This window comes from Microcoleus sp. Pol10D4, from assembly GCF_036701555.1.
Classification (GTDB): Bacteria; Cyanobacteriota; Cyanobacteriia; order Cyanobacteriales; family Microcoleaceae; genus Microcoleus.
The window spans coordinates 122,138-141,500 of sequence record NZ_JAUBRA010000003.1 but is presented as its reverse complement, the minus strand read 5'-3'; the positions used below and the strand labels follow the sequence as shown (position 1 = coordinate 141,500).

Sequence of the window (19,363 nt, the reverse complement as noted above, 5' to 3'; positions counted from 1 at the left end):
TGGCACCACCGCGAGGATTTGCTGTGGGCTACTGCTATTTTTCTGTGAGATTCCACACACCATCCCAGTTGAGTACATCTGAAAAACTATGCTGAAATAACATACAGCGATCGACGTGCAATTTAGCTGCCTTGTTTTTCGGGTCAACTTCCAGAACGGCGTTAAATTCGCGTTTGGCGTCTGTGAAAGCTTGCTTGGCTTTTGGTTCTAAGGCTTTCTTAAACTCGCTCAGCAGTTTTTTCACCCGATCAAGTCCCAGGTTTTCAAATTCCTCATCTAACATTTCTGCAACTGTCTCGGAGGCCCGACTTTTAATTTTCGCCTGCAATAGCTGCCTGATCTCTGCAGGTTTCAGCCGCTTGATTTGGGGATTTGATGGTTCTAAGATGTCTGCTTCTAACAGCTTTTTGACTTCGCCTTCTTGCAAGTATTTAATATCGTCTGCTGATAGGGGCTTGATTTTTGCTTGCAGCAGCATTTTGGCTTCGTCTTCCGAGAGGTTTTTGATGCCTTCCAATTTCAGCAGTTGGATTTCTGTCTGCAACAGTACGATGAGTTGGTCTGCTTCGGACAGGGTTTTCGGGTCGTACTCTGACAGCTTTTTCAGTTGATATAACAGGTTCTTGAGTTCGTGTTCCAACTGTTGATCTACATTGTAGAGCAGTTTCTTAGTCTCTGCCTCCGGCATTTCGGCGACATCCTTTAAGATATTTTTCACCTCACTCTCAGAAAGTCTTTGGTGGACTGGAGCTTTGTAATGTTCGCGCCCCTTCGTGTAATGTTCTATAATTTTTTGCTGTGTTTCGGTTAGTGACTTGCCAACTGGCGAGTATCCCTCGCGGATGCCGACGAGTTCGTAAACGATTACGGGTTCGCTTTTGCCTTTGACAGTAATAAAGTCGAGTTCTCGCACGTACAGCCGATCGGCATAATCTCTGTAAGTATTGTCGCTGATGATCAAGTCGGTGCCGTACTGCTTGCTAGCGCCTTCTAAGCGAGAGGCGAGGTTTACGCCGTCTCCGATCGAAGTCAATTCCATGCGTTTGCTACTACCGATATTGCCGCTGACAACTTCATCGGAATGCACGCCCATACCAATGCCGATCTCCAATTCCCCATTTGCCTTACGCTCTTGATTGAACTGGGCCAGTTTTTCCCGCATTTTCACCGCCGTTTGCATGGCGCACCAGGCATGATCCTCTAGGGGCGCGGGAGAGCCAAAAACTGCCATCAGAGCGTCGCCGATGTATTTGTCGAGAGTCCCTCCGTACTCGAATACGACATCTACCATCACTTCAAAATATTTATTCAGCATCACTACCACTTCTTCGGCTTGCAATTTTTCCGTAAGTGTGGTATAGCTGCGAATGTCTGAGAACAGCACCGAAACGTTTTTGCGCTTACCGCCCAATCCAGTATCCCCTGAAGCTAACAAAGCTTCGGCTACTTCTGGCGTCATGTAACGGTACATCAAGTTTTTGATTTGCTTGGCGCTGCTAATATCTTCCATGACGACTAACGCCCCGTTGACCTTGTTGGGGTCGGTAGCGTCCGTCATTGAATTAATCGAGAGATTGATACTCTGCCCTTCTCCTTCCAAGGTAAGCAAAACTTGATCGGGGTAATACTGCTGGCGGTCCTTCTCGTCTTCGGGAGACAAAGACGCATCAAACCACTTGGCAAAATCGCCTTTTTCTAACTTAATTAACTCTCGCAAAGATTGACCTTCGGCTAATTCTGCATCGCTGACACCCAGTAAGTTTTTGGCACTGGGATTTGTCGCTACTATATTGCCTTTTTTATCTGTAGAAATCACGCCGTTAGTCAAGGCGTGCAGCATATCTTTTTGTCTTTGTTCTTGCTGTTTGACTTCGGCAAACAGTTTGGCGTTTTGCAGCGCCACTCCTGCTTGGATGTTAAACGCCTCCATAAATTCCAGGTCGTTGCGATTGAAACTGGCTTTCCACTGCTCGGGGGCGTGAGGCCACTCTTCCGGGTTGTAGGGGGGGTATTCTCCTTGTTGTCGTTTTTTATTAACTAATTGGGTGACGCCTATCAATTTTTGGTCTGAGTTAAACACTGGCATACAAAGCATACTGCAAGTGCGGTAGCCAGTTTGTTGGTCTATTTTTTTTGCATTTTCTGCGCGGGGGTCGTCGTATACATCAAAGGGAATCAACAGCGGTTCGCCGGATTGGGCGACGATGCCTGCAAAACCTGCTGTTCTGGGCATGCGAATTTCTTGAAGTTGACCTGTTGCGATCAGGATTTTCGTCCAGAGTTCGTTTTTATCTTCATCGATTAGCCACAGGGTGCTGCGATCGGCGTTCATGAGTTGTTGGGCCTGATCCATTACCCTTTTTAGGGTATCTTCTAAGTCTAGACTGCTCTTAGAAAGAGCGGTGATGGCATTGATCAGCGCCGTGGCGGCTCGCTGTCTCTGAGTTGCTGCGTAGAAAGATTTGGACGATTCTAGAATTAGACGAATCGAAGGGGCGAATTCTCGAAAAACTTGTTCGTCTTCTTGAGTAAAACCGTGTCTGTCGATTTTTTCGTCTAAAGTATGGTAATTTTCGGGGTTGGGTCTTAGTTTATTAATCAGTTGAACGACCGCTACTAATTCGTCGGTTTCGTCATTAACCAGAGGCATCGCCAACATTGTATAGGTGCGATATCCATTTTTCTCGTCAAATTTTTTGGCGTTAGCCGAGCGGGGGTCGTTATAAAAATCATAAGGAATGTTCACCACTTTTTTTTCCGTGGCTACTTCTCCGGCAATGCCCACATGGGCGGGAACTCGGAGCTCTAGGTTTCTGCCATTTTCGTCTTTAGCGACGATCGCCCAGAGTTCATTTTTTTCGTCATCTAATAAAAATATCGTGCTGCGATCTGCATTCAGCAATTCCCCTGTTTTGAGGGTAATAGATTCCAACATCTCGTTGAGAATGGCGTCAAATCCCTCACTCTCAAGAATATTGTCGAGCATTCCCAGGGTTTGATTGACAACCTTAAGTTTCTCTTCTACTTCCTTAACTACTCCTGTAAAACTGTCCTTATTTAAGGGTGCGAGGTAACTGGAGAAGTTTCCTTGGGTTGTGACGATTTGACTACTGCTAGAGGAATGCTGAGAATATTCTTCCTGATGTTTTTCAGTAACAACAGTAAAATCATCCTTTTCACTGACAACAGTGGCCTCTACTGTCATTGTCATGTTGTTTTCCATAGCTGGCCGATTGGGAGATGCAGATTTCATAGACCTTTACAGAATCTTAAGCGTAAGGGTTAGTCTCTAAGCTAGGATAGCGGGCAAGTTCATTAGTTAGTCACTTGTCGCACAAAACTCAATTATGTGTGAAAGTATTTCCCAGTTTACAGAACTCCGGCCACAGGGGAAGGTAAATTCAGTTTGCATGGCTGGTGAACTGTGGGTGCGACGATAACGCTGCTGTAGCATTGCTGCACTCTTTTTAGAGAATGCGAATCCTGTTTAAAGGGTTTATTAAGTGATTTTGACATTGTGCGTGCCTGGTTTAAGTAGGTTCTACCGATCTAAGATCCGATCGCCCGCAGAAGAATGGGTACTGGCGGGAAGACTGCTGAAAGAGGGGTGGCCTTGTGGGACTAGCCGCAATTGTGACACTACCAGTTGCTAGTGATGTGTGCCCTTCTCTACACAATTGTGGTTTTTAACTAGAATTTCTCTCTATTTTGCTGCTGTTAGCTTTCATCCCACTAAATTCACGGGGTTTTCAGCTTTTTTTTGTAAAATTTGCGGTTGACATTTTTAGTGTAACCTCCGACTCGGAAAAAACTCCGCCTTTTGGCCCCCCGATCGGCTTGAGGGTGCGATCAGGGTTGGGCCGACTGAGTTTGGCGCAATCCGGCGGCTTCGACAAGCAGGGATTCGGCGAAGGCGATTGCTTCTGTTGCTGAGCGGCCACTGGCGAGTTGGGCGAGTTCTTCCCGCCGCTGCTCACTGTTGAGGGCGGCAACTCTGACTACTGTACGTTCGACAGGTTCGGAGTTGGCTGCGGGTTCCTCGATACTTGGTTCTGCTTCGATCGTCTGTTTGTTGACGCGAAAATGAAAATCAGCCATCGCGGCGATCAGCGGCTGGTGGGTGACGCAGAGAACTTGGTGTTTGTCGGAAAGTTGGTAGAGTTTTTTGGCGATCGCCCCGGCGACTCTCCCGGAGACTCCGGCGTCGATTTCGTCAAAAATCAGCGTACCGGCACTTTCTATTTGGGAAAAACAGGCTTTGATGGCGAGTAGAAAGCGGCTCATTTCTCCCCCGGAGGCGATCGCCCCCAGGGGTTGCAAAGGTTCGCCCGGATTGGGGCTGAAACAAAAGGCAATTTGGTCGGCACCGGTAGCGGTTGGGGTACAAGGCGAGATCTCGACTTGAAATTGCACTTTTTCCATTGCTAACGGCTTAAGTTCTCCTACGAGGTGCGTTTCTAGTTTGAGGGCTGCTTCGCGTCGCAGGGTAGTGAGGTGGCTGCAAGCGTCTTTTAATTGCTCTAAAGCGTTCTGATATGCGAGTTCTAAGGCTTCCATTGAGTCGCCTCCTTCTAAAAGTTCATTTAGTTCGTTTTGAATGCTTTGGTAGTAGGCGATCGCTTCTTTGAGCGGCCCGTATTTGCGACAAATTTGTTTGAGTTCGCGAATCCGATCTTCTACTTCTTCGAGTCTTTCGGGATCTGCTTCTAATTGTTCGCCGTAGCTGCTAATTTGCCGGCTGGCTTCTGTGGCTTGAGCTAAAGCATCGCTGACCATTTCTAAGATTGGTTGCAACTGCACATCGTAAACCGCCATGTCGCTTAAAATTACTTCGGCTTTGCTCAACAAGTCGGCGGCTGATGCGCTGTCGCCATCGTTTTGGTACAGGGCTTGGTGGACTTGGTAACTCTGCTGCTGCAATTCGACGACGTGGCCTAGCCGGATTGATTCGTGTTCTAGGTGTTCAAGTTCGTCGGCGTCTTCGATATGGGCTTCGCCGAGTTCTCGGACTTGGTATTCTAACAAATCAAGTCTTTGCAGTCGCTGCTGTTCCGACTGACGCCTACGTTTGAGGGCTGTTTTGGCGCTGTTGGCTCCCAGCCACGCGGAGGCGATGATCGATCGCGCTTCAGTGAGCTTTTTGCCGCCGTATAAATCGAGCCATTCTCGCTGGAGGGTTTCTTGTCCGAGGTGGACGGTTTGGCCTTGGGCGGTAATTTCGACAAGCCGATCGCGCAGTTGGTCCATTAACTGGCGGTTGACGAGAATTCCGTTCAAGCGGGATCTGGTGCGTAGAGCACCGCTCGATGCGTTAATTTCCCGGCTGCAAACGGCTAAATTTCCGTCTATGGGTTCGATTTCTTGCTCGCCCAGCCACAAAGCTGCAGCTTTGTCCAGTTCAAAGGTAGCTTCCAATATTGCCCGCGCTGCTCCGGTGCGAATCGATCGGCGATCGACTTTCCCGCCCAACACTGCATCGATCGCATCTAGGATAATCGATTTACCAGCGCCGGTTTCCCCTGTAAATACGTTCAAACTCGGGCCAAATTCTAGATCCAGGCAGTCAATTAAGGCAAAGTTTTCTATTCTGAGGGATATTAACATGGGGAATGGGGAATAGGGAATTGTTAATTGGTAATTGGTAATTGGAATTTTTACTTTTTAATTTTTACTTTTTAATTGGAGGCACAGCCCGGAAAATTATTGGTCTCCAATAACAACTGTCAACTGTCAACTGTCAACTGACTTCTGCTATAGTTTCAACCATCCAAACAAATCTCCTACCGTCACCCGCAATTCTGCTGCCCAATCTGGAACCGGCAACAATTCTTCTGGTTTTGCTAAAATTTCCGGTTGCTTTCCAGGGGGATAAATTAATATAGATCGCACCATCGGATCGATCAGCCAACCCATTTTAGTGCCGTTTTTCAGACAGTGTAAAATATTCCCTGTTACTTTAGTTTGACTCTGGCCGGGAGAGAGAATTTCAATTGTCCAATCTGGGTAAGTTTCAAATACATTAGCAACATCCCCATTTTCATCAACAGGTATTCTGTCCCAAGTAAATACTGTGACATCTGGCACGATCGATCTACCGTCAAAAGTACACCGCAATTCGGGAAAAGCTAAGGCAATTTTCGGCTTTTTAACTACGACATTGATGGCGGGGAGTAATTCACCTTGAATCCGGCTATGTTTTCCTTGTGGCATAGGCTTTTGGATGATTTGACCGTTGATATATTCGCTAGCCGGTTCTGTTTCTGGCAGTTTGAGAAACTCTGACAAAGTTAGTGTTTTTGTTGGTATCTGTACCATTTTCTACTCCTTATCTTCGATAAAACCCAAGTGTTTTCTAGCAGCAACCGTTACCATTCTCCCGCGATTTGTCCGCTGCAAAAATCCGATTTGCATTAAATAAGGTTCGTATACATCCTCAATGGTTTGAGTATCTTCTCCTGTAGAAGCCGCGAGAGTTTCTAATCCCACTGGCCCACCGTTAAAGTTCTCAATCATTGCTGTCAAAATCCGCCGATCTGTCCAATCTAAACCTAGCGGATCGACGTTGAATAATTCCAGGGCTAGTGAGGCAACTTCGGCATCAATTGGCTTTAAATTTTTGACTTCGCTGTAGTCTCTAACTCGTCGCAGCAAGCGGTTAGCGATGCGGGGAGTTCCGCGAGCTCGGCGGGCAATTTCTGTGGCTCCTTCTGGGGTGATTTGAGTGTCGAGAACTTGGGCGGTTCTTTGGACAATTAGACTAAGTTCGTCTATTTCGTAGTACCGCAATCTTTGGATCAAGCCGAAACGATCGCGCAATGGAGATGTCAGCGATCCGACTTTTGTAGTTGCTCCTACTAAGGTAAATGGTTTCAGGGGAATGCTGCGGATTTTGGCGCTTTTTCCTTGACCGATCGTAATATCTAACCGACAGTCTTCCATCGCCGGATAGAGGATTTCTTCTGTAACTTTAGATAAACGGTGAATTTCGTCGATAAACAGCACGTCGCCTGCTTTGAGGTTGATCAGCAATCCGACAATATCTCGCGGTTTTTCTAAAGCAGGGGCGGTGGTGATTTTGCATTCAACTTCCATTTCTGCTGCTAAAATTAGCGACATTGTGGTTTTTCCCAACCCTGGAGGCCCGTAGAGTAACAGGTGATCCATAGGTTCGCCGCGAGATTTGGCTGCTGCAATTGCGATCGCCAAAACTTCTCTCAAGTCTTTTTGCCCGATGTATTCAGCTAAGCGTTGGGGTCGGATTTTGTCGTCTTGTTTGCTGTTGATTTCGTCGGGTAGTTCTTGCGATTCTAGCAAAGATTCCGCCTGGGGTTTGGCGGCTTTTTTGCGACGAGCCGGGGCTATGTCTTCGGGTAGATTTGGGTCGGGGGGCTGTTGTTTGGAGGATATAATAGCCATATTTATCTGCGTTCGGGCAGCGGGAATTGTTTACACTTGTTAGCAGAATCTTTAAAATTATTGAGTTCGTTATGAGTATTCCATCTTCTTTATTAGCATCCGAAAGCATAACTTTTGAGGGGGCGATCGAGCTGACTCAATCTTTACTGTCGTTCATGGAGGCCGATCGACTTTTACAAGCCGACATCCAGCAAGCTGTTACATCTCTGGTGAAAACACAGAACGGTGCTAGGGGGTTTTTTGTCACCTATCTAACGGACGATGGACAGGAGGCAGATCACCCGTCACCCGGAGTAGTCGAGGCGCTGCGATCGGCTCCTGAGATCGTAGCAGAACTGCTGGTGAAAAATTTGGCGATGTCGGCGGCAATGGTTGTGCATCATTCGCGCCAGCAAAAGCAGGAAATGGCGACCGATTCTGCTAGAGTGCAGGAGCGATCGCTCAATTTAATTCAAATGCTGCAAATGGCAGCGTGTCAAACTATAGCGTCGCAAATGCTAGAAAGTTTGCACAGTGCCAACGGCGAGTATGAAAAATTTTTCCGGCGGTGGGGCTACGACGACGAGCAAAAACGGGCGATCGGTTCGGCAGTTCGATCGGCGATCGGCTAAAATAACCTCCGAAGGAAGGGGAAAGAAGAAAGAAAGAAGAAGCCTAAGCCAGGGTGGCAGATGCTTGATCAAAACGGCGGGGCTGTGGAATAATTGCGGTTTAACAAAAGCTGCACAATTGTAGCTTGAGTTGATTTAGGTGTGAAGGTAGTGAACGAGGGCGAAAAAATTGCTGAGAACGGTGAAAGGAGTTGCCCAAAAGGCCCGAAGGGTGCGCGGCCGGCGGCCGGCAAGTACGCCCCGGCGGTGGGCGAAGCTGAATCTGCTGGCAACATTGGTGCGCCGGGACTTGGAAGCTCAATACAAAGGCTCGATTCTGGGCAATTTGTGGCCGCTGCTAAATCAGCTATCGCAATTGGTGATTTACACATACGTATTTTCGATCGTCCTCAAGGTAAAGCTCAGCCTTGCAGGATTCCCAGAAAACAGCGACATTACATTTGGAGTCTGGTTGTTTGCAGGTTTGCTGCCTTGGACTGCCTTCACCAGCGGTTTGATCAAGTCGGGAGTATCCGTGGTGGGGCAGCCTAATTTAGTCAAAAAAGTGGTATTTCCTCTCGGTTTGCTGCCATTGGTGCCGATTTTTACAGCTTTTCTTGAAAGTTCTCTGGGTTTAGCAGCTTTGATTGTGATAGTAGCAGTGTCGTCGCAAAAGCTCAACGCTACTTTATGCTTGCTGCCGCTGGTGTGGGTGTCTCAGTTGCTGATAACTGCTGGTTTGGGATATTTGACAGCAGGCTTGACTGTATTTTTGCGAGACATTCCTCAGACATTAGGTGTTATTCTAAATTTTTGGTTTTATTTGACGCCGATCGTCTATCCAGCCTCAATCATCCCCCAAGAGTGGCGAGCGTGGATATTTTGGCTAAATCCAATGGCCGCCATCTCGGAGGTTTATCGAGACCTCATACTGGTTGGAGAAGTTAAGCATTGGGGCGAATGGGGTGTAGCCACGCTAATTTCTGCTGCTATATTTTGTGGAGGTTTGGCGGTTTATCGGCGTTTGCGTCCCGCTTTTGCTGACGTGCTGTAAATATGTTTGAGATATAAAGTCAATTCTTCAATCTAAAATCCCCATAAAGGTGTTTGCAGCAGCGGAATGCAAGTCCTCATAAAAATCAGAGGACGGTCGTACTCACTACAAACCTATTTTTAGTTCGAGCGAACATAATATCAATCTAAAATCTAAAATCTAAAATCTAAAATCGGATGATAGAAAATGTAATTTCACTAAAAAATGTTTCCAAATGCTTTAAGCGGTACGATCGTCCAGGAGACCGCTTAAAGGAAATTATTTACCCCAGCAAAAAACTTGCTGACGAATTTTGGGCCCTACACGACATCAATCTGGAAATCCCTCAAGGACAAACTCTGGGAATCGTCGGCCGCAACGGTTCGGGGAAAAGCACTCTCCTGCAAATAATTGTAGGGACGCTGACTCCTACCACAGGAAGCGTCGATGTTAGAGGCAGAGTCTCCGCTTTGTTGGAACTCGGAAGCGGGTTTAACCCGGAATTTACCGGGCGGCAAAATGTATTTTTTAACGCTCAGTTACTGGGATTCAATCAAAAAGAAACTGAAGAAAAATTTGACGATATAGCTGCTTTTGCTGATATTGGCGATTTCATCGAACAGCCAGTCAAAACTTATTCTAGCGGTATGTTTGTCAGGCTAGCTTTTGCCGTGGCGACTAGCGTCGAACCAGATATTTTGGTGGTTGACGAGGCGCTTTCGGTGGGCGACGAAGCTTTTCAACGCAAGTGTTTTGCCCGCTTGCAAAGCATTCAGGAAGGTGGCGGAACAATTTTATTTGTTTCTCACGCTGCTACTTCTGTGGTGCAACTTTGTACGTCGGCGATTTTAATGGATAGCGGTGAATTGCTGCTCGCTCACACGCCGAAGGTGGTAATTTCTAAGTATCAAAAGCTGATTTATGCCGATCCAGATCAGGTTCTGGGGTTGAAGTCAGATATTCGAGCTCTGAACCAACTGACAAAACAGGAAAGTCAAGACCACCTTCAGGATGCTAATTTAGAAAGCACAAAGAGGGAAGTTAAACCGGAGCAACATCTCTCCAAACCCCAGGAATATTACGAGGAATTTTACGATCCGGGGATGATACCGTCGAATACGGTAAGGTATCCGTCTCGTGGAGCGGAAATTATCAACCCCCACATCGAGACGCTGAAGGGAAATCTGGTAAATCACTTGATCGGCCGTCAAGATTATATTTATACTTACTCTGTCACTTTCTCCCGGTCAACTTCCAAAGTTAGGTTTGGAATGTTGATTAAAACAATTAGCGGCTTTGAATTGGCGGGTGCTTCTTTGAAGGGTTCTACTCAGTCAGTTAGGTATGTGGAAGCGGGAACGACAATTGTAGTGAAGTTTCAGTTTAAATGTTTGCTGAATCCCGGGGTTTATTTTCTGAATGCTGGGGTTGTGGGAACGGTAGATGGAGATTTAACTTATCTGGATCGTTGCGTTGATGTGGCGATGTTTAGAGTTCAGTCTTGTACAGAGTCTTGCGGTAACGGCATCGTTGACTTGCTGATCGAACCGTGTTTAACTGTTGTTAATGCTGATACTCTAGTGAAAGAGCAGTCAACAGAGGTTATCTAAAATTCTGTAAAAACAATGAACGATATCAATTTAGATTTAGTCGAAAATCCCGTAATCAAAGCATTTATTCAAGATCAAACTAAGTTTCCTGAAAATTTTAAACTGAATATCTGCGAAGACGATGAAATGTATTTGTTCAGCTTGAGCAATGTCAAAGACGATCGCGATCGGGCTTTGGTGCGCTATTATTCGATCGGGCATCGCATCTTGGATACGGTTAAACAAGTTGTGGAATGGCATTTTGGCAGTTTTGAAAATGTTCCCTCTTTTCTAGATTTTGCCTGCGGTTACGGTAGATTTACCCGGTTTTTGATTCAGGAAATGCCGCCGGAACGAATTTGGGTTTCTGATATTTATGCTAACGCGGTTAAGTTTCAAACTGAATACTTGGGCGTCAACGGTATTGTCTCAACTGGAAAACCAGAAAATTATTTAATTGACCGCAAGTTTGACTGCATTCTGGCTAATTCTTTTTTCAGCCATATGCCGGAAAGGACTTTTACAAGTTGGTTGCAAAATTTGTACGATTTGTTGACTCCTAACGGCATTTTGATGTTCAGCGTTCACGATGAGTGTTTGCGTGCAGCTAATACAGAAATGCCGACCAAGGGTATTTTGTTTAGTCCTCAAAGCGAAAGCCAGTCTTTAGATAAGGAGGAATACGGCACAACTTATGTAACTGAAAAGTTTGTGAGAGAATGTGTCGAGAAAGTTAGCGGGGGGAAAGCTTTTGTTCACCGCATCAAAAAAGGCATCTGCAGATTTCAGGATTTGTATGTTGTCACAAATGAGCGAGTTAGAGATTTTTCGGAGTTGAAATTCAATCATCACCCGGAAGGATATATTGATGTTGCTGCTTTTACTAATAAGGAGAATTTGTATCTAGAAGGATGGGTAGCTGATGTGAATCTCAACGGTCGAATTGAGGAGCTGCAAGTGCTGGTAAACGGCGAGGTTGTACAGAGGTGCGAGCCTTTTTACGATCGCCCGGATGTGGCTGGATATTTTGAAACTGATGGGGCTTTGCAGTCGGGTTGGAGGTGTTATTTACAAAAAAAAACGGTGGCGGTGCAGGATGTGTTAATAGTCAAAGCAATCAATAACTATGGTTTGGAATGGATTCTGGAAACTTGCACTGTTAAATCGCTGGTTAACCAAAGACAATCGCAGTCTTTATTGGGTTCTACTCAGACAAAACTCAAATTAATCGAGACTCAGTTAGAGTCGGCTAGGATGGAATGGGAGCAAAATCAAAGTAAGTTAATGATTACTCAAACAAAGTTGGAAGAATCTCAAACAAATTTGCAAGAATCTCAAACTCAATTAGTTGCAGCTCAAATGGAATTGGAGCAAGCTCAAAATCAGTTAGTATCTGTGCAAATCCAGTTGGAGAGAACTGAAAATCAACTAATTAATGTCAAGCAAGAACTAGAGCAAGCGAAGTCTCGGGTTTTGGCAATGGAAAGCAGCAAGTTCTGGAAGATTAGAAGCGCGTGGTTTCAAGTCAGGCGGTCCTTGGGCTTAGCAGGAGAGTAGTGAGTAAATTTGGTGTGGGAGTTAGGGCGAGGGAGATAAATTGTGAGTACAAATGACAGCAAACCGTCGGTTTTTATTGTTACCGGAATGCACCGTTCCGGTACCTCTTTAACAGCTTCTTTGTTTCAGAAAGTCGGGGTTGATATTGGCAAAAAGTTAGTGGGCCCGGCCGACGGAAATGTGAAAGGTCATTTCGAGAATGTTGATTTTGTGGAGTTCCACAAAAGTGTTTTACGATCGCACGGTATTGATGAACTCGGCTGTACGTTTGAAAAAACGATTCCGGTAGCACCAGAATACGTCGAAATCGCCAAAAGGGCGATCGACCAAAATCAACTTCCTCACAAACATTGGGGTTGGAAAGACCCCCGAACAGCCCTTTTTTGGGATTTTTGGCTGAATTTGCTCCCTGAAGCTAATTTTATCTGTGTTTATCGGTCGCCCTGGGAAGTAGTCGATTCTCTTTACCGCCGCGGAACCGATGTTAGCTTGCTGCAAAATCCCGAAATGGCAGTAAAAATGTGGATTCACTACAATCAAAAAGTTTTAGAACTTTACGAACGTTTCCCCCATCGCTGTCTCCTAGCCAACGTTTACCCCATCGGCAACACTCCTGAACTTTTCCTAGATCGAGTCAACGAAAAATTTAATGTTAACTTAGGTGCGATACCGGGCGACAATTTTGAAGAATCTTTATTAGTCAACGATATTGTCAAAAGTCACAGACCAAGTTTAATAGAAAAATATTTTCCCGAAGCATTAGAACTCTATGAACTTTTGGAAACCCAAGCTGGGAATCTCAGCAGCGAATCGAAAGGTGCGATCGATCAAGTTATTCATTTCCCAGCATCTCCAGTCTGGCCATTTGAAGATTGGCTAAAAATCCGCTTGCTGGAAAAACAGCAAAAAACTAGCTCTTCCGAACTCAAACAGTGGCAAGAACAATTTCACCAGGCCCAGGCGAAAGTGTTGGGCTTAGAGACAGAATTAGGAGCAACTCAAGTACAGCTTGCAGGCAAAGAATCAAATTTTCAAGAAGCTTTAGCAAAACTCCTCGGATTAGAAACAGAATTAGGACAAACTCAGGTACAGCTTGCAGGCAAAGAATCGCAATTTCAAGAAGCTTTAACAAAAGTCTTAGAATTAGAAGCAGAATTAGGGCAAACTCAGGTACAGCTTGCAGGCAAAGAATCGCAATTTCAAGAAGCTTTAGCGAAACTCCTCGGATTAGAAACAGAATTAGGACAAACTCAGGTACAGCTTGCAGGCAAACAATCGCAATTTCAAATAGCTTTAGCAAAAGTATTAGAATTAGAAGCAGAATTAGGGCAAACTCAGGTACAATTTGAAGAAGCTGAATTTATATTGCAGCAAAAGTTAGCTGATTTAATTCAGTTAGAAAGATCACAAAGTCAAACTCAGGAAAAATTAGAACACTCCCGCCAAGAAAATGAAAATTTTCGTGCAGAACTTGCTATAATCAAGTCTTCAATATGGTGGCAAGCGAGAGAAAAGTTGTGGGAAGTTCAGCGCAAAATCCGCGACTGGTTCCCTAAATTTATTTTTTCGTTAGATCAACCCACTACTTGGCAAGTTTGTGATTCCAACCTGCTAATTGTCGGCTGGGTTTTTAACCAAAAAAGAGAGACTACAGCAGTCCGCGCCAGAATTAAAGACCAGAGTTTCGCAGGCGTTTACGGCATAGATAGAAGTGATATAGCGCTAGCACACTCTAATATTCCGAATGCGAAGAAATCAGGTTTTACAATTCAATTGGAAGCGCCTGCCGGACGGCACGAAGTGCTACTGGAAGCGCAAGACGATCGAGGTAAATGGCATTTGTTGGCAGCTTATCCGTTGTTAGTTTCAACGATTCAAGCATCGTTAGATGTACCGGTGGTGTGGGAACAGCGTCAGGGTCAAATTTTGTTTGCAGGTTGGTGCTGCCACCACGATCACAAAATTGCTAAATTAAGCTTATTGTGCGGCGATTATTCTGTAGAATGCGCCTACGGTTTACGGCGAAAAGATGTCGGCGAAGTTTTTCCCGACTGGGTTAACAGTTCGGAAAGCGGTTTTGAGGTACTTGTGGATTTGCCGCCAGGGGAATGGCACGTTTCTCTGCAAGCTGAGTTAGAAACCGGGGAGATTTTGTCTTTTCAAGCGCCTAAAATATTGACAGTGCGGCGCTACCATATCTGGCAGCGAAGTGCAGATAAGTTTGAGGAGTTATCAAGGTTTACAGCCGCAATTCAGCAGCGGGCGAGGGAAAGAAAACAGCGTCTTGGTAGAATTGTGCCCTTGCCCTGGGAAATTGTGAAAGTGCTCCGCCAGTTGGGGAAGATTTATCGGCAGCAAAAACAGTTTACTGCGCCGGGAGATTTACTACCACCTGCGGGTTTTGTGGTGCCTAAACCAATTGATAGATATGACGCTTGGCTGGAGGTGAATCAGTGGAACTATCGCGCGCGCGATTACTTAATTTCTCGGTTAAAATCCTGTCGGGAACCGCTGCCAAAAATTTCGGTAGTAATGCCAGTTTACAACCCACAGATAGATTTTTTAGAAAGTGCGATCGACAGCGTAATCAATCAAGTTTATCCAAACTGGGAACTCTGCATTGCCGATGATTGCAGCACCGATTTCACTGTCGCTGACACTTTGAAAAGCTGGGTTCAAAAGGACGATCGTATCCGCATCACATTTCGCACAGAAAACGGCAACATCAGCGCAGCAACCAACAGCGCCGCCGCCCTCGCAACAGGCGACATCATCCTATTTTTAGACAACGACGACGAACTCACTCCCGACGCATTAGGCGAAGTTGCCCTATATTTTGCCGCGCATCCAGCCACCGATTTTCTCTACTCCGACGACGACAAAATCGACACTAAAGGTCGCCGATTCGCCCCGCAATTCAAACCGCAATGGTCGCCGGAACTGCTGCTTTCCTATATGTATCTCGGTCATTTGTGCGCCGTGAGAAAACACATTTTTGAACAAATAGGCGGTTTACGGATAGGTTTTGAAGGCTCGCAAGATTACGATTTTGCCTTGAGAGCCACCGAAATTTCTCGTCACGTCGCCCACCTGCCGCTAGTGCTGTATCACTGGCGAACCGCACCCGGTTCTACAGCCATATCTGGGGCCGCGAAACCCGCCAGTTTTTCCGCAGGTCAAAAAGCCATTCAAGACGCACTAAACCGCCGCCAAATTAACGGTAATGTCGCTCAGCACGCATGGGCGATTAAAGAAAATTTGGGCATATTTGCCCAGGATTTCCCTGATAACGGCCCATCAGTAACGGTGATTATTCCTACTAAAAATCAGCTAAAGTTGCTGAAAGCTTGTTTGGATTCTCTAGAAACTACAACCTACAAAAATTATCAAGTTGCCGTTATCGACAACGAAAGCGACGACCCTAAAACTCTGGAATACTTAAAGGAATTAAATTGCCAAGTTTTGCGGATAAAAAATCCTGGGGGCAAGTTTAGTTTTGCAGCAATTAACAACCGCGCTGCCGAACAAGTTGACAGCGAATATGTGTTGTTTTTGAACAACGATACTGAAGTAATTAACCCGCGCTGGCTGAGTCAAATGGTGGGATACGCTCAAATCGCAGGCGTGGGTGCAGTCGGCGCGCGGCTTTTATATCCAGACGGCAGAATTCAGCACGCGGGTATAATTCACGGGCTGCATCACGGCTTGGCTGGTCATGCTTTTAAGCTGATGAACAGCGACAATCGAGGCTATCTGTCTCAAGCGATGGTAACGCGAAATTACTCTGCGGTAACAGCCGCTTGCACGATTACTCCGCGTCAATTGTTCTTAGAATTGGGCGGTTTTGATGAGGAGAATTTTGCTGTTGCTTACAATGATGCAGATTATGGATACCGACTGTTAGAACGGGGTTATCGGTGCGTATATTGTCCTGATGCGGAGTTGTTGCACAAAGAGGGAACTTCTAGGGGTTTTACCGACAATCCTCAAGAAGTGGCGGCTTTTAGACGTAAGTATGCGGGCAAAAATGACAGTTTTTACAGTCCTCATTTGTCTTTAGAAGATGAGTATTTTCATATTCAACCTCGACGGGTTTTTATGAAAGAAGAAGGTTCGGCAACGGATTTTGTAACGGATGTAACGGATGTAACGGATGTAACCAATAATGAAGAAGTAAAATTTAATAATTCGGGTTTGTTGGTAGCAGAAGCAGAGAATTTGATTCATCCTATCAGAGTTTTGATGTGCAGCAATTCGCTAGATTTTACGGGTGCACCGCTGCATCAGTACGAAATTGCAGTGAAATTGGCGGCTGAGGGTGTGGTTAAGCCGATCGTACTTTGCGTAACAGACGGGCCCCTGCGTCAAGCTTACGAACAGCAGGGAATTGAAGTAATTGTGCGCGACAATCCTCTCGAACACATCTACCAGCACGATGCTTACGATGAAGCTATCCGCAGTTTTAGCACAGAAATTGCAAGTTTAAAAGTAGATGCAATTTATGCCAATACTTTAGAAAACTTTTTTGTAGTTGATGCCGCGCGGCAAATCGGAATTCCTACAGTGTGGAACGTGCACGAAAGCGAACCTTGGCAAACTTATTTTAACAGGTTTGGTTCGGAGATTGCGGCGAGAGCTTTAGAGTGTTTTCGATTTCCTTACAAAGTGATTTTTGTGGCGGATGCAACGCGGGACAGGTATTTACCTCTCAACAGCCACCACAATTTTACCGTGATTCACAACGGCTTAGATTTGAGCAAACTGGAAAGTTCGGAAAACTCTGAATTGGCTAGAAAAACTTTAGGTGTTGCAGCAGAAGATGTGGTACTTTTGCTGCTGGGAACGGTATGCGAACGCAAAGGCCAGCAGGATTTAGTTAAGGCACTTTCACTTTTGCCTGACAAATGGCACAATAAAATTAGGTGTTTTATTGTGGGCGATCGCCCTAGTATTTACAGCAATAAATTAGCCGAGTTGGTGGGGGAATTGCCAGCAGATTTGCGGCAAAGGGTGACAGTAGTCCCGGAAACTGGGGAGACGGGAAAATATTACAAGGCGGCTGATATTTTTGTTTGCACTTCTCGCGTCGAAAGTTTTCCAAGAGTGATTTTGGAGGCGATGGCCTGCGATTTGCCAATTGTTACATCGCCAGTTTTTGGGATTAGAGAACAAGTGCGGCCGGGAATTAATGGTTTGTTTTATACCCCCGATCGTCCCGAAGAACTAGCTGCATCACTGCATACTTTATTGGACGATAAATCTTTGCGCCAGCGGTTAGCAGAAAATGCTAAATATGTGTTAGAGTCGTTGAATACTTTTGCAGAAATGACTCACACTTACGGTCAAATTTTTCGAGAAGCTTATTTTACTAAAAAGTAACCGTTCAAGATTCAATGGGGAAAAGTATGGAGTCAAATTCTGAGCGTAGGGAAGAGAACAGATCCAATGAATTAACAGCTAAAAATTACTGGGAGGCTAACCCAACAGCCGCCATTGGGAAGCAAGGTTACTGGTTGTCTAATCCAATTATTGAAAAAGCTATAAACCATCGGTTGTCAGGCGGTCAGACTAATGATTACTGGCTACAGTGGTTAGTCAAAAATTATTTCAAAAATCGACGGTTCGAGCGTCTGTTGTCAATTGGTTGCGGTGTGGGTAATCACGAGATTGCGATGGCTAAATTAGGATTAGTCAATCAAATTGATGCCTTTGACTTTTCTGAAAGTTCTTTAGAAATTGCTAGAAAAGATGCCGCAGCAGCGGGAGTAGAGATAAATTTTTATCAAGATGACTTTAATTTGTTTAGGATTGATGATAATAAAAAATACGATCTAGTTTTTTGCTCAGGTTCGCTGCATCACGTCAGAGAACTAGAACGATGTTTATCAAGTGTTCGGAAATGTTTAAAACCCGATGGATATTTTATTGTAAATGAATACATAGGAGATTGCTACAATATATACAATCAAAATCAAGTGAATTTGATTAATGGCATTTACAAATGTTTTCATTACACGCTAAGATCGGGAACAACTGAAATATTTGCTAGTCCAAGTATTGAGAGAGTATTGGCGAAAGACCCTTCAGAAGCAGTTCGGTCAAAGCTGATACTTCCGTTTTTAGAATTCTACTTTGATGTGGAAGTCTTGAATCCAGCCGGTGGGGGGTTGCTTCACGAACTTTACCCTTTGTTAGATCACTATCAACTTTCCGACGGTGAACCCAAGAGTGAAACGATCGTCAAGTTATTGCTTGAGATTGAACAAATCTTAATGGCTGTGCCCGGAGGACTATCAAGCGATTTTTGTTTATGTGTTCTGAGACAAAAAAAACCAAAAACAATGGAAATAATACGGCCTAAAATAGACTACGAAGAAGCTTGGGACAGCTACGCCCAACAGTGGCAAAAAACTAATGCCGAACTTGCCCATATTGGCGACGAATGGATAGGTAAAGCTGCCGGTGCCGCCAACTCCTTAGCCGAATACGAAGCGCTAATAGAACAGCAATTTATTGCACCGTACATCAAAAAAGAACATACGGTTTTAGAAATTGGTATCGGAGGCGGAAAAACCGGTTCACTGCTGCTGAAATATTGCGATCGACTAATTTGTGCCGACATTTCCAGTCAAATGCTGCAAGCGGCGCGATCGCGCTTGGGAGACGATCGTGTTTCTTACGTCAAACTCGACGGTTTAACATTGGACGGCATCGCCCCAGGTTCAGCCGATGTCTGCTTTTGTTACGATACAATGGTACACGTAGAGCCGGTAGATATATTCAACTATCTGACTCGAATTCCCAAACTGCTGCGGGGCGATCGAATTTGCGTGTTTCACCACACAAATATTTTCACCGAATTAGGGTGGCAAAAATTCGCCAGCGAGTGGGACAAAAACTTGCTAGGGCACCGAGACGGCACAGCATTTTCAGTTATGACTGATACAATTATGGAAAAATTTCTCCATCATTTAAACTATCAAATCATCCTGAAAAATACATCTTCAGTACCGCGAGATTGCGTCTGGATCTGCAAAGCACCAACCCCCAATGAATAAAACCAAAGCTTTTTAGCAGAATCAAAATATTTTATTCCAACAGTCAACAGTCAACAGTCAACAGTCAACAGACAACACTCAACAGACAACAGTCAACAGTCAACAGTCAACAGACAACTG

Annotated in this window: 10 protein-coding genes; 6 read left to right on the top strand and 4 right to left on the bottom strand. The window is 45.2% G+C overall.

Features of this window, described 5'->3' with window-relative positions; genetic code table 11:
* Window positions 1–34: 34 nt before the first annotated feature.
* The 4 genes from QUA36_RS03185 to ruvB form a co-directional block, all read right to left on the bottom strand.
* On the bottom strand, window positions 35–3,253 hold the full coding sequence (locus QUA36_RS03185; RefSeq protein ID WP_333455482.1) for a GAF domain-containing protein: 3,219 nt from the start codon (window positions 3,251–3,253) through the stop codon (window positions 35–37).
* Between the two features lie 596 nt (window positions 3,254–3,849).
* Window positions 3,850–5,604 carry a DNA repair protein RecN gene (gene recN, locus QUA36_RS03180; protein ID WP_333453111.1) on the bottom strand — a complete coding sequence of 585 codons (1,755 nt, stop codon included), beginning with the start codon at window positions 5,602–5,604 and terminating at the stop codon, window positions 3,850–3,852.
* Between the two features lie 147 nt (window positions 5,605–5,751).
* Window positions 5,752–6,315 carry a Uma2 family endonuclease gene (locus tag QUA36_RS03175; RefSeq protein ID WP_333455480.1) on the bottom strand — a complete coding sequence of 188 codons (564 nt, stop codon included), beginning with the start codon at window positions 6,313–6,315 and terminating at the stop codon, window positions 5,752–5,754.
* A gap of 3 nt (window positions 6,316–6,318) precedes the next feature.
* Window positions 6,319–7,416, bottom strand: a complete 1,098-nt coding sequence (ruvB, locus tag QUA36_RS03170; RefSeq protein WP_333165439.1) for a Holliday junction branch migration DNA helicase RuvB — start codon at window positions 7,414–7,416, stop codon at window positions 6,319–6,321.
* Between the two features lie 71 nt (window positions 7,417–7,487).
* Between ruvB and QUA36_RS03165 the strand changes: the two genes are divergently transcribed.
* From QUA36_RS03165 to QUA36_RS03140, 6 genes are all read left to right on the top strand, one after another.
* On the top strand, window positions 7,488–8,027 hold the full coding sequence (locus QUA36_RS03165; RefSeq protein ID WP_333453116.1) for a hypothetical protein: 540 nt from the start codon (window positions 7,488–7,490) through the stop codon (window positions 8,025–8,027).
* A gap of 181 nt (window positions 8,028–8,208) precedes the next feature.
* Window positions 8,209–9,060 carry an ABC transporter permease gene (locus QUA36_RS03160; RefSeq protein WP_445301413.1) on the top strand — a complete coding sequence of 284 codons (852 nt, stop codon included), beginning with the start codon at window positions 8,209–8,211 and terminating at the stop codon, window positions 9,058–9,060.
* A gap of 176 nt (window positions 9,061–9,236) precedes the next feature.
* On the top strand, window positions 9,237–10,649 hold the full coding sequence (locus QUA36_RS03155; RefSeq protein WP_333453118.1) for an ABC transporter ATP-binding protein: 1,413 nt from the start codon (window positions 9,237–9,239) through the stop codon (window positions 10,647–10,649).
* A 15-nt stretch (window positions 10,650–10,664) separates the two neighbouring features.
* Window positions 10,665–12,185 (top strand): methyltransferase, encoded by a 1,521-nt coding sequence (locus tag QUA36_RS03150; protein WP_333455477.1) that lies wholly within the window; start codon window positions 10,665–10,667, stop codon window positions 12,183–12,185.
* A gap of 42 nt (window positions 12,186–12,227) precedes the next feature.
* Window positions 12,228–17,564: a glycosyltransferase gene (locus QUA36_RS03145; RefSeq protein WP_333455475.1), complete on the top strand. Its 5,337-nt coding sequence runs from the start codon at window positions 12,228–12,230 to the stop codon at window positions 17,562–17,564.
* Window positions 17,565–17,590: 26 nt separating this feature from the next.
* Entirely contained in the window at window positions 17,591–19,243 is a 1,653-nt protein-coding gene (locus QUA36_RS03140; protein ID WP_333455474.1) for a class I SAM-dependent methyltransferase, read from the top strand.
* Window positions 19,244–19,363 lie beyond the last annotated feature (120 nt).

Coding starts and splice junctions, on each gene's coding strand:
- QUA36_RS03140 (WP_333455474.1), top strand. CDS start 17,591: ATGGAGTCAAATTCTGAGCGTAGGGAAGAGAACAGATCCAATGAATTA.
- QUA36_RS03165 (WP_333453116.1), top strand. CDS start 7,488: ATGAGTATTCCATCTTCTTTATTAGCATCCGAAAGCATAACTTTTGAG.
- QUA36_RS03185 (WP_333455482.1), bottom strand. CDS start 3,253: ATGAAATCTGCATCTCCCAATCGGCCAGCTATGGAAAACAACATGACA.
- recN (WP_333453111.1), bottom strand. CDS start 5,604: ATGTTAATATCCCTCAGAATAGAAAACTTTGCCTTAATTGACTGCCTG.
- QUA36_RS03155 (WP_333453118.1), top strand. CDS start 9,237: ATGATAGAAAATGTAATTTCACTAAAAAATGTTTCCAAATGCTTTAAG.
- QUA36_RS03175 (WP_333455480.1), bottom strand. CDS start 6,315: ATGGTACAGATACCAACAAAAACACTAACTTTGTCAGAGTTTCTCAAA.
- ruvB (WP_333165439.1), bottom strand. CDS start 7,416: ATGGCTATTATATCCTCCAAACAACAGCCCCCCGACCCAAATCTACCC.
- QUA36_RS03150 (WP_333455477.1), top strand. CDS start 10,665: ATGAACGATATCAATTTAGATTTAGTCGAAAATCCCGTAATCAAAGCA.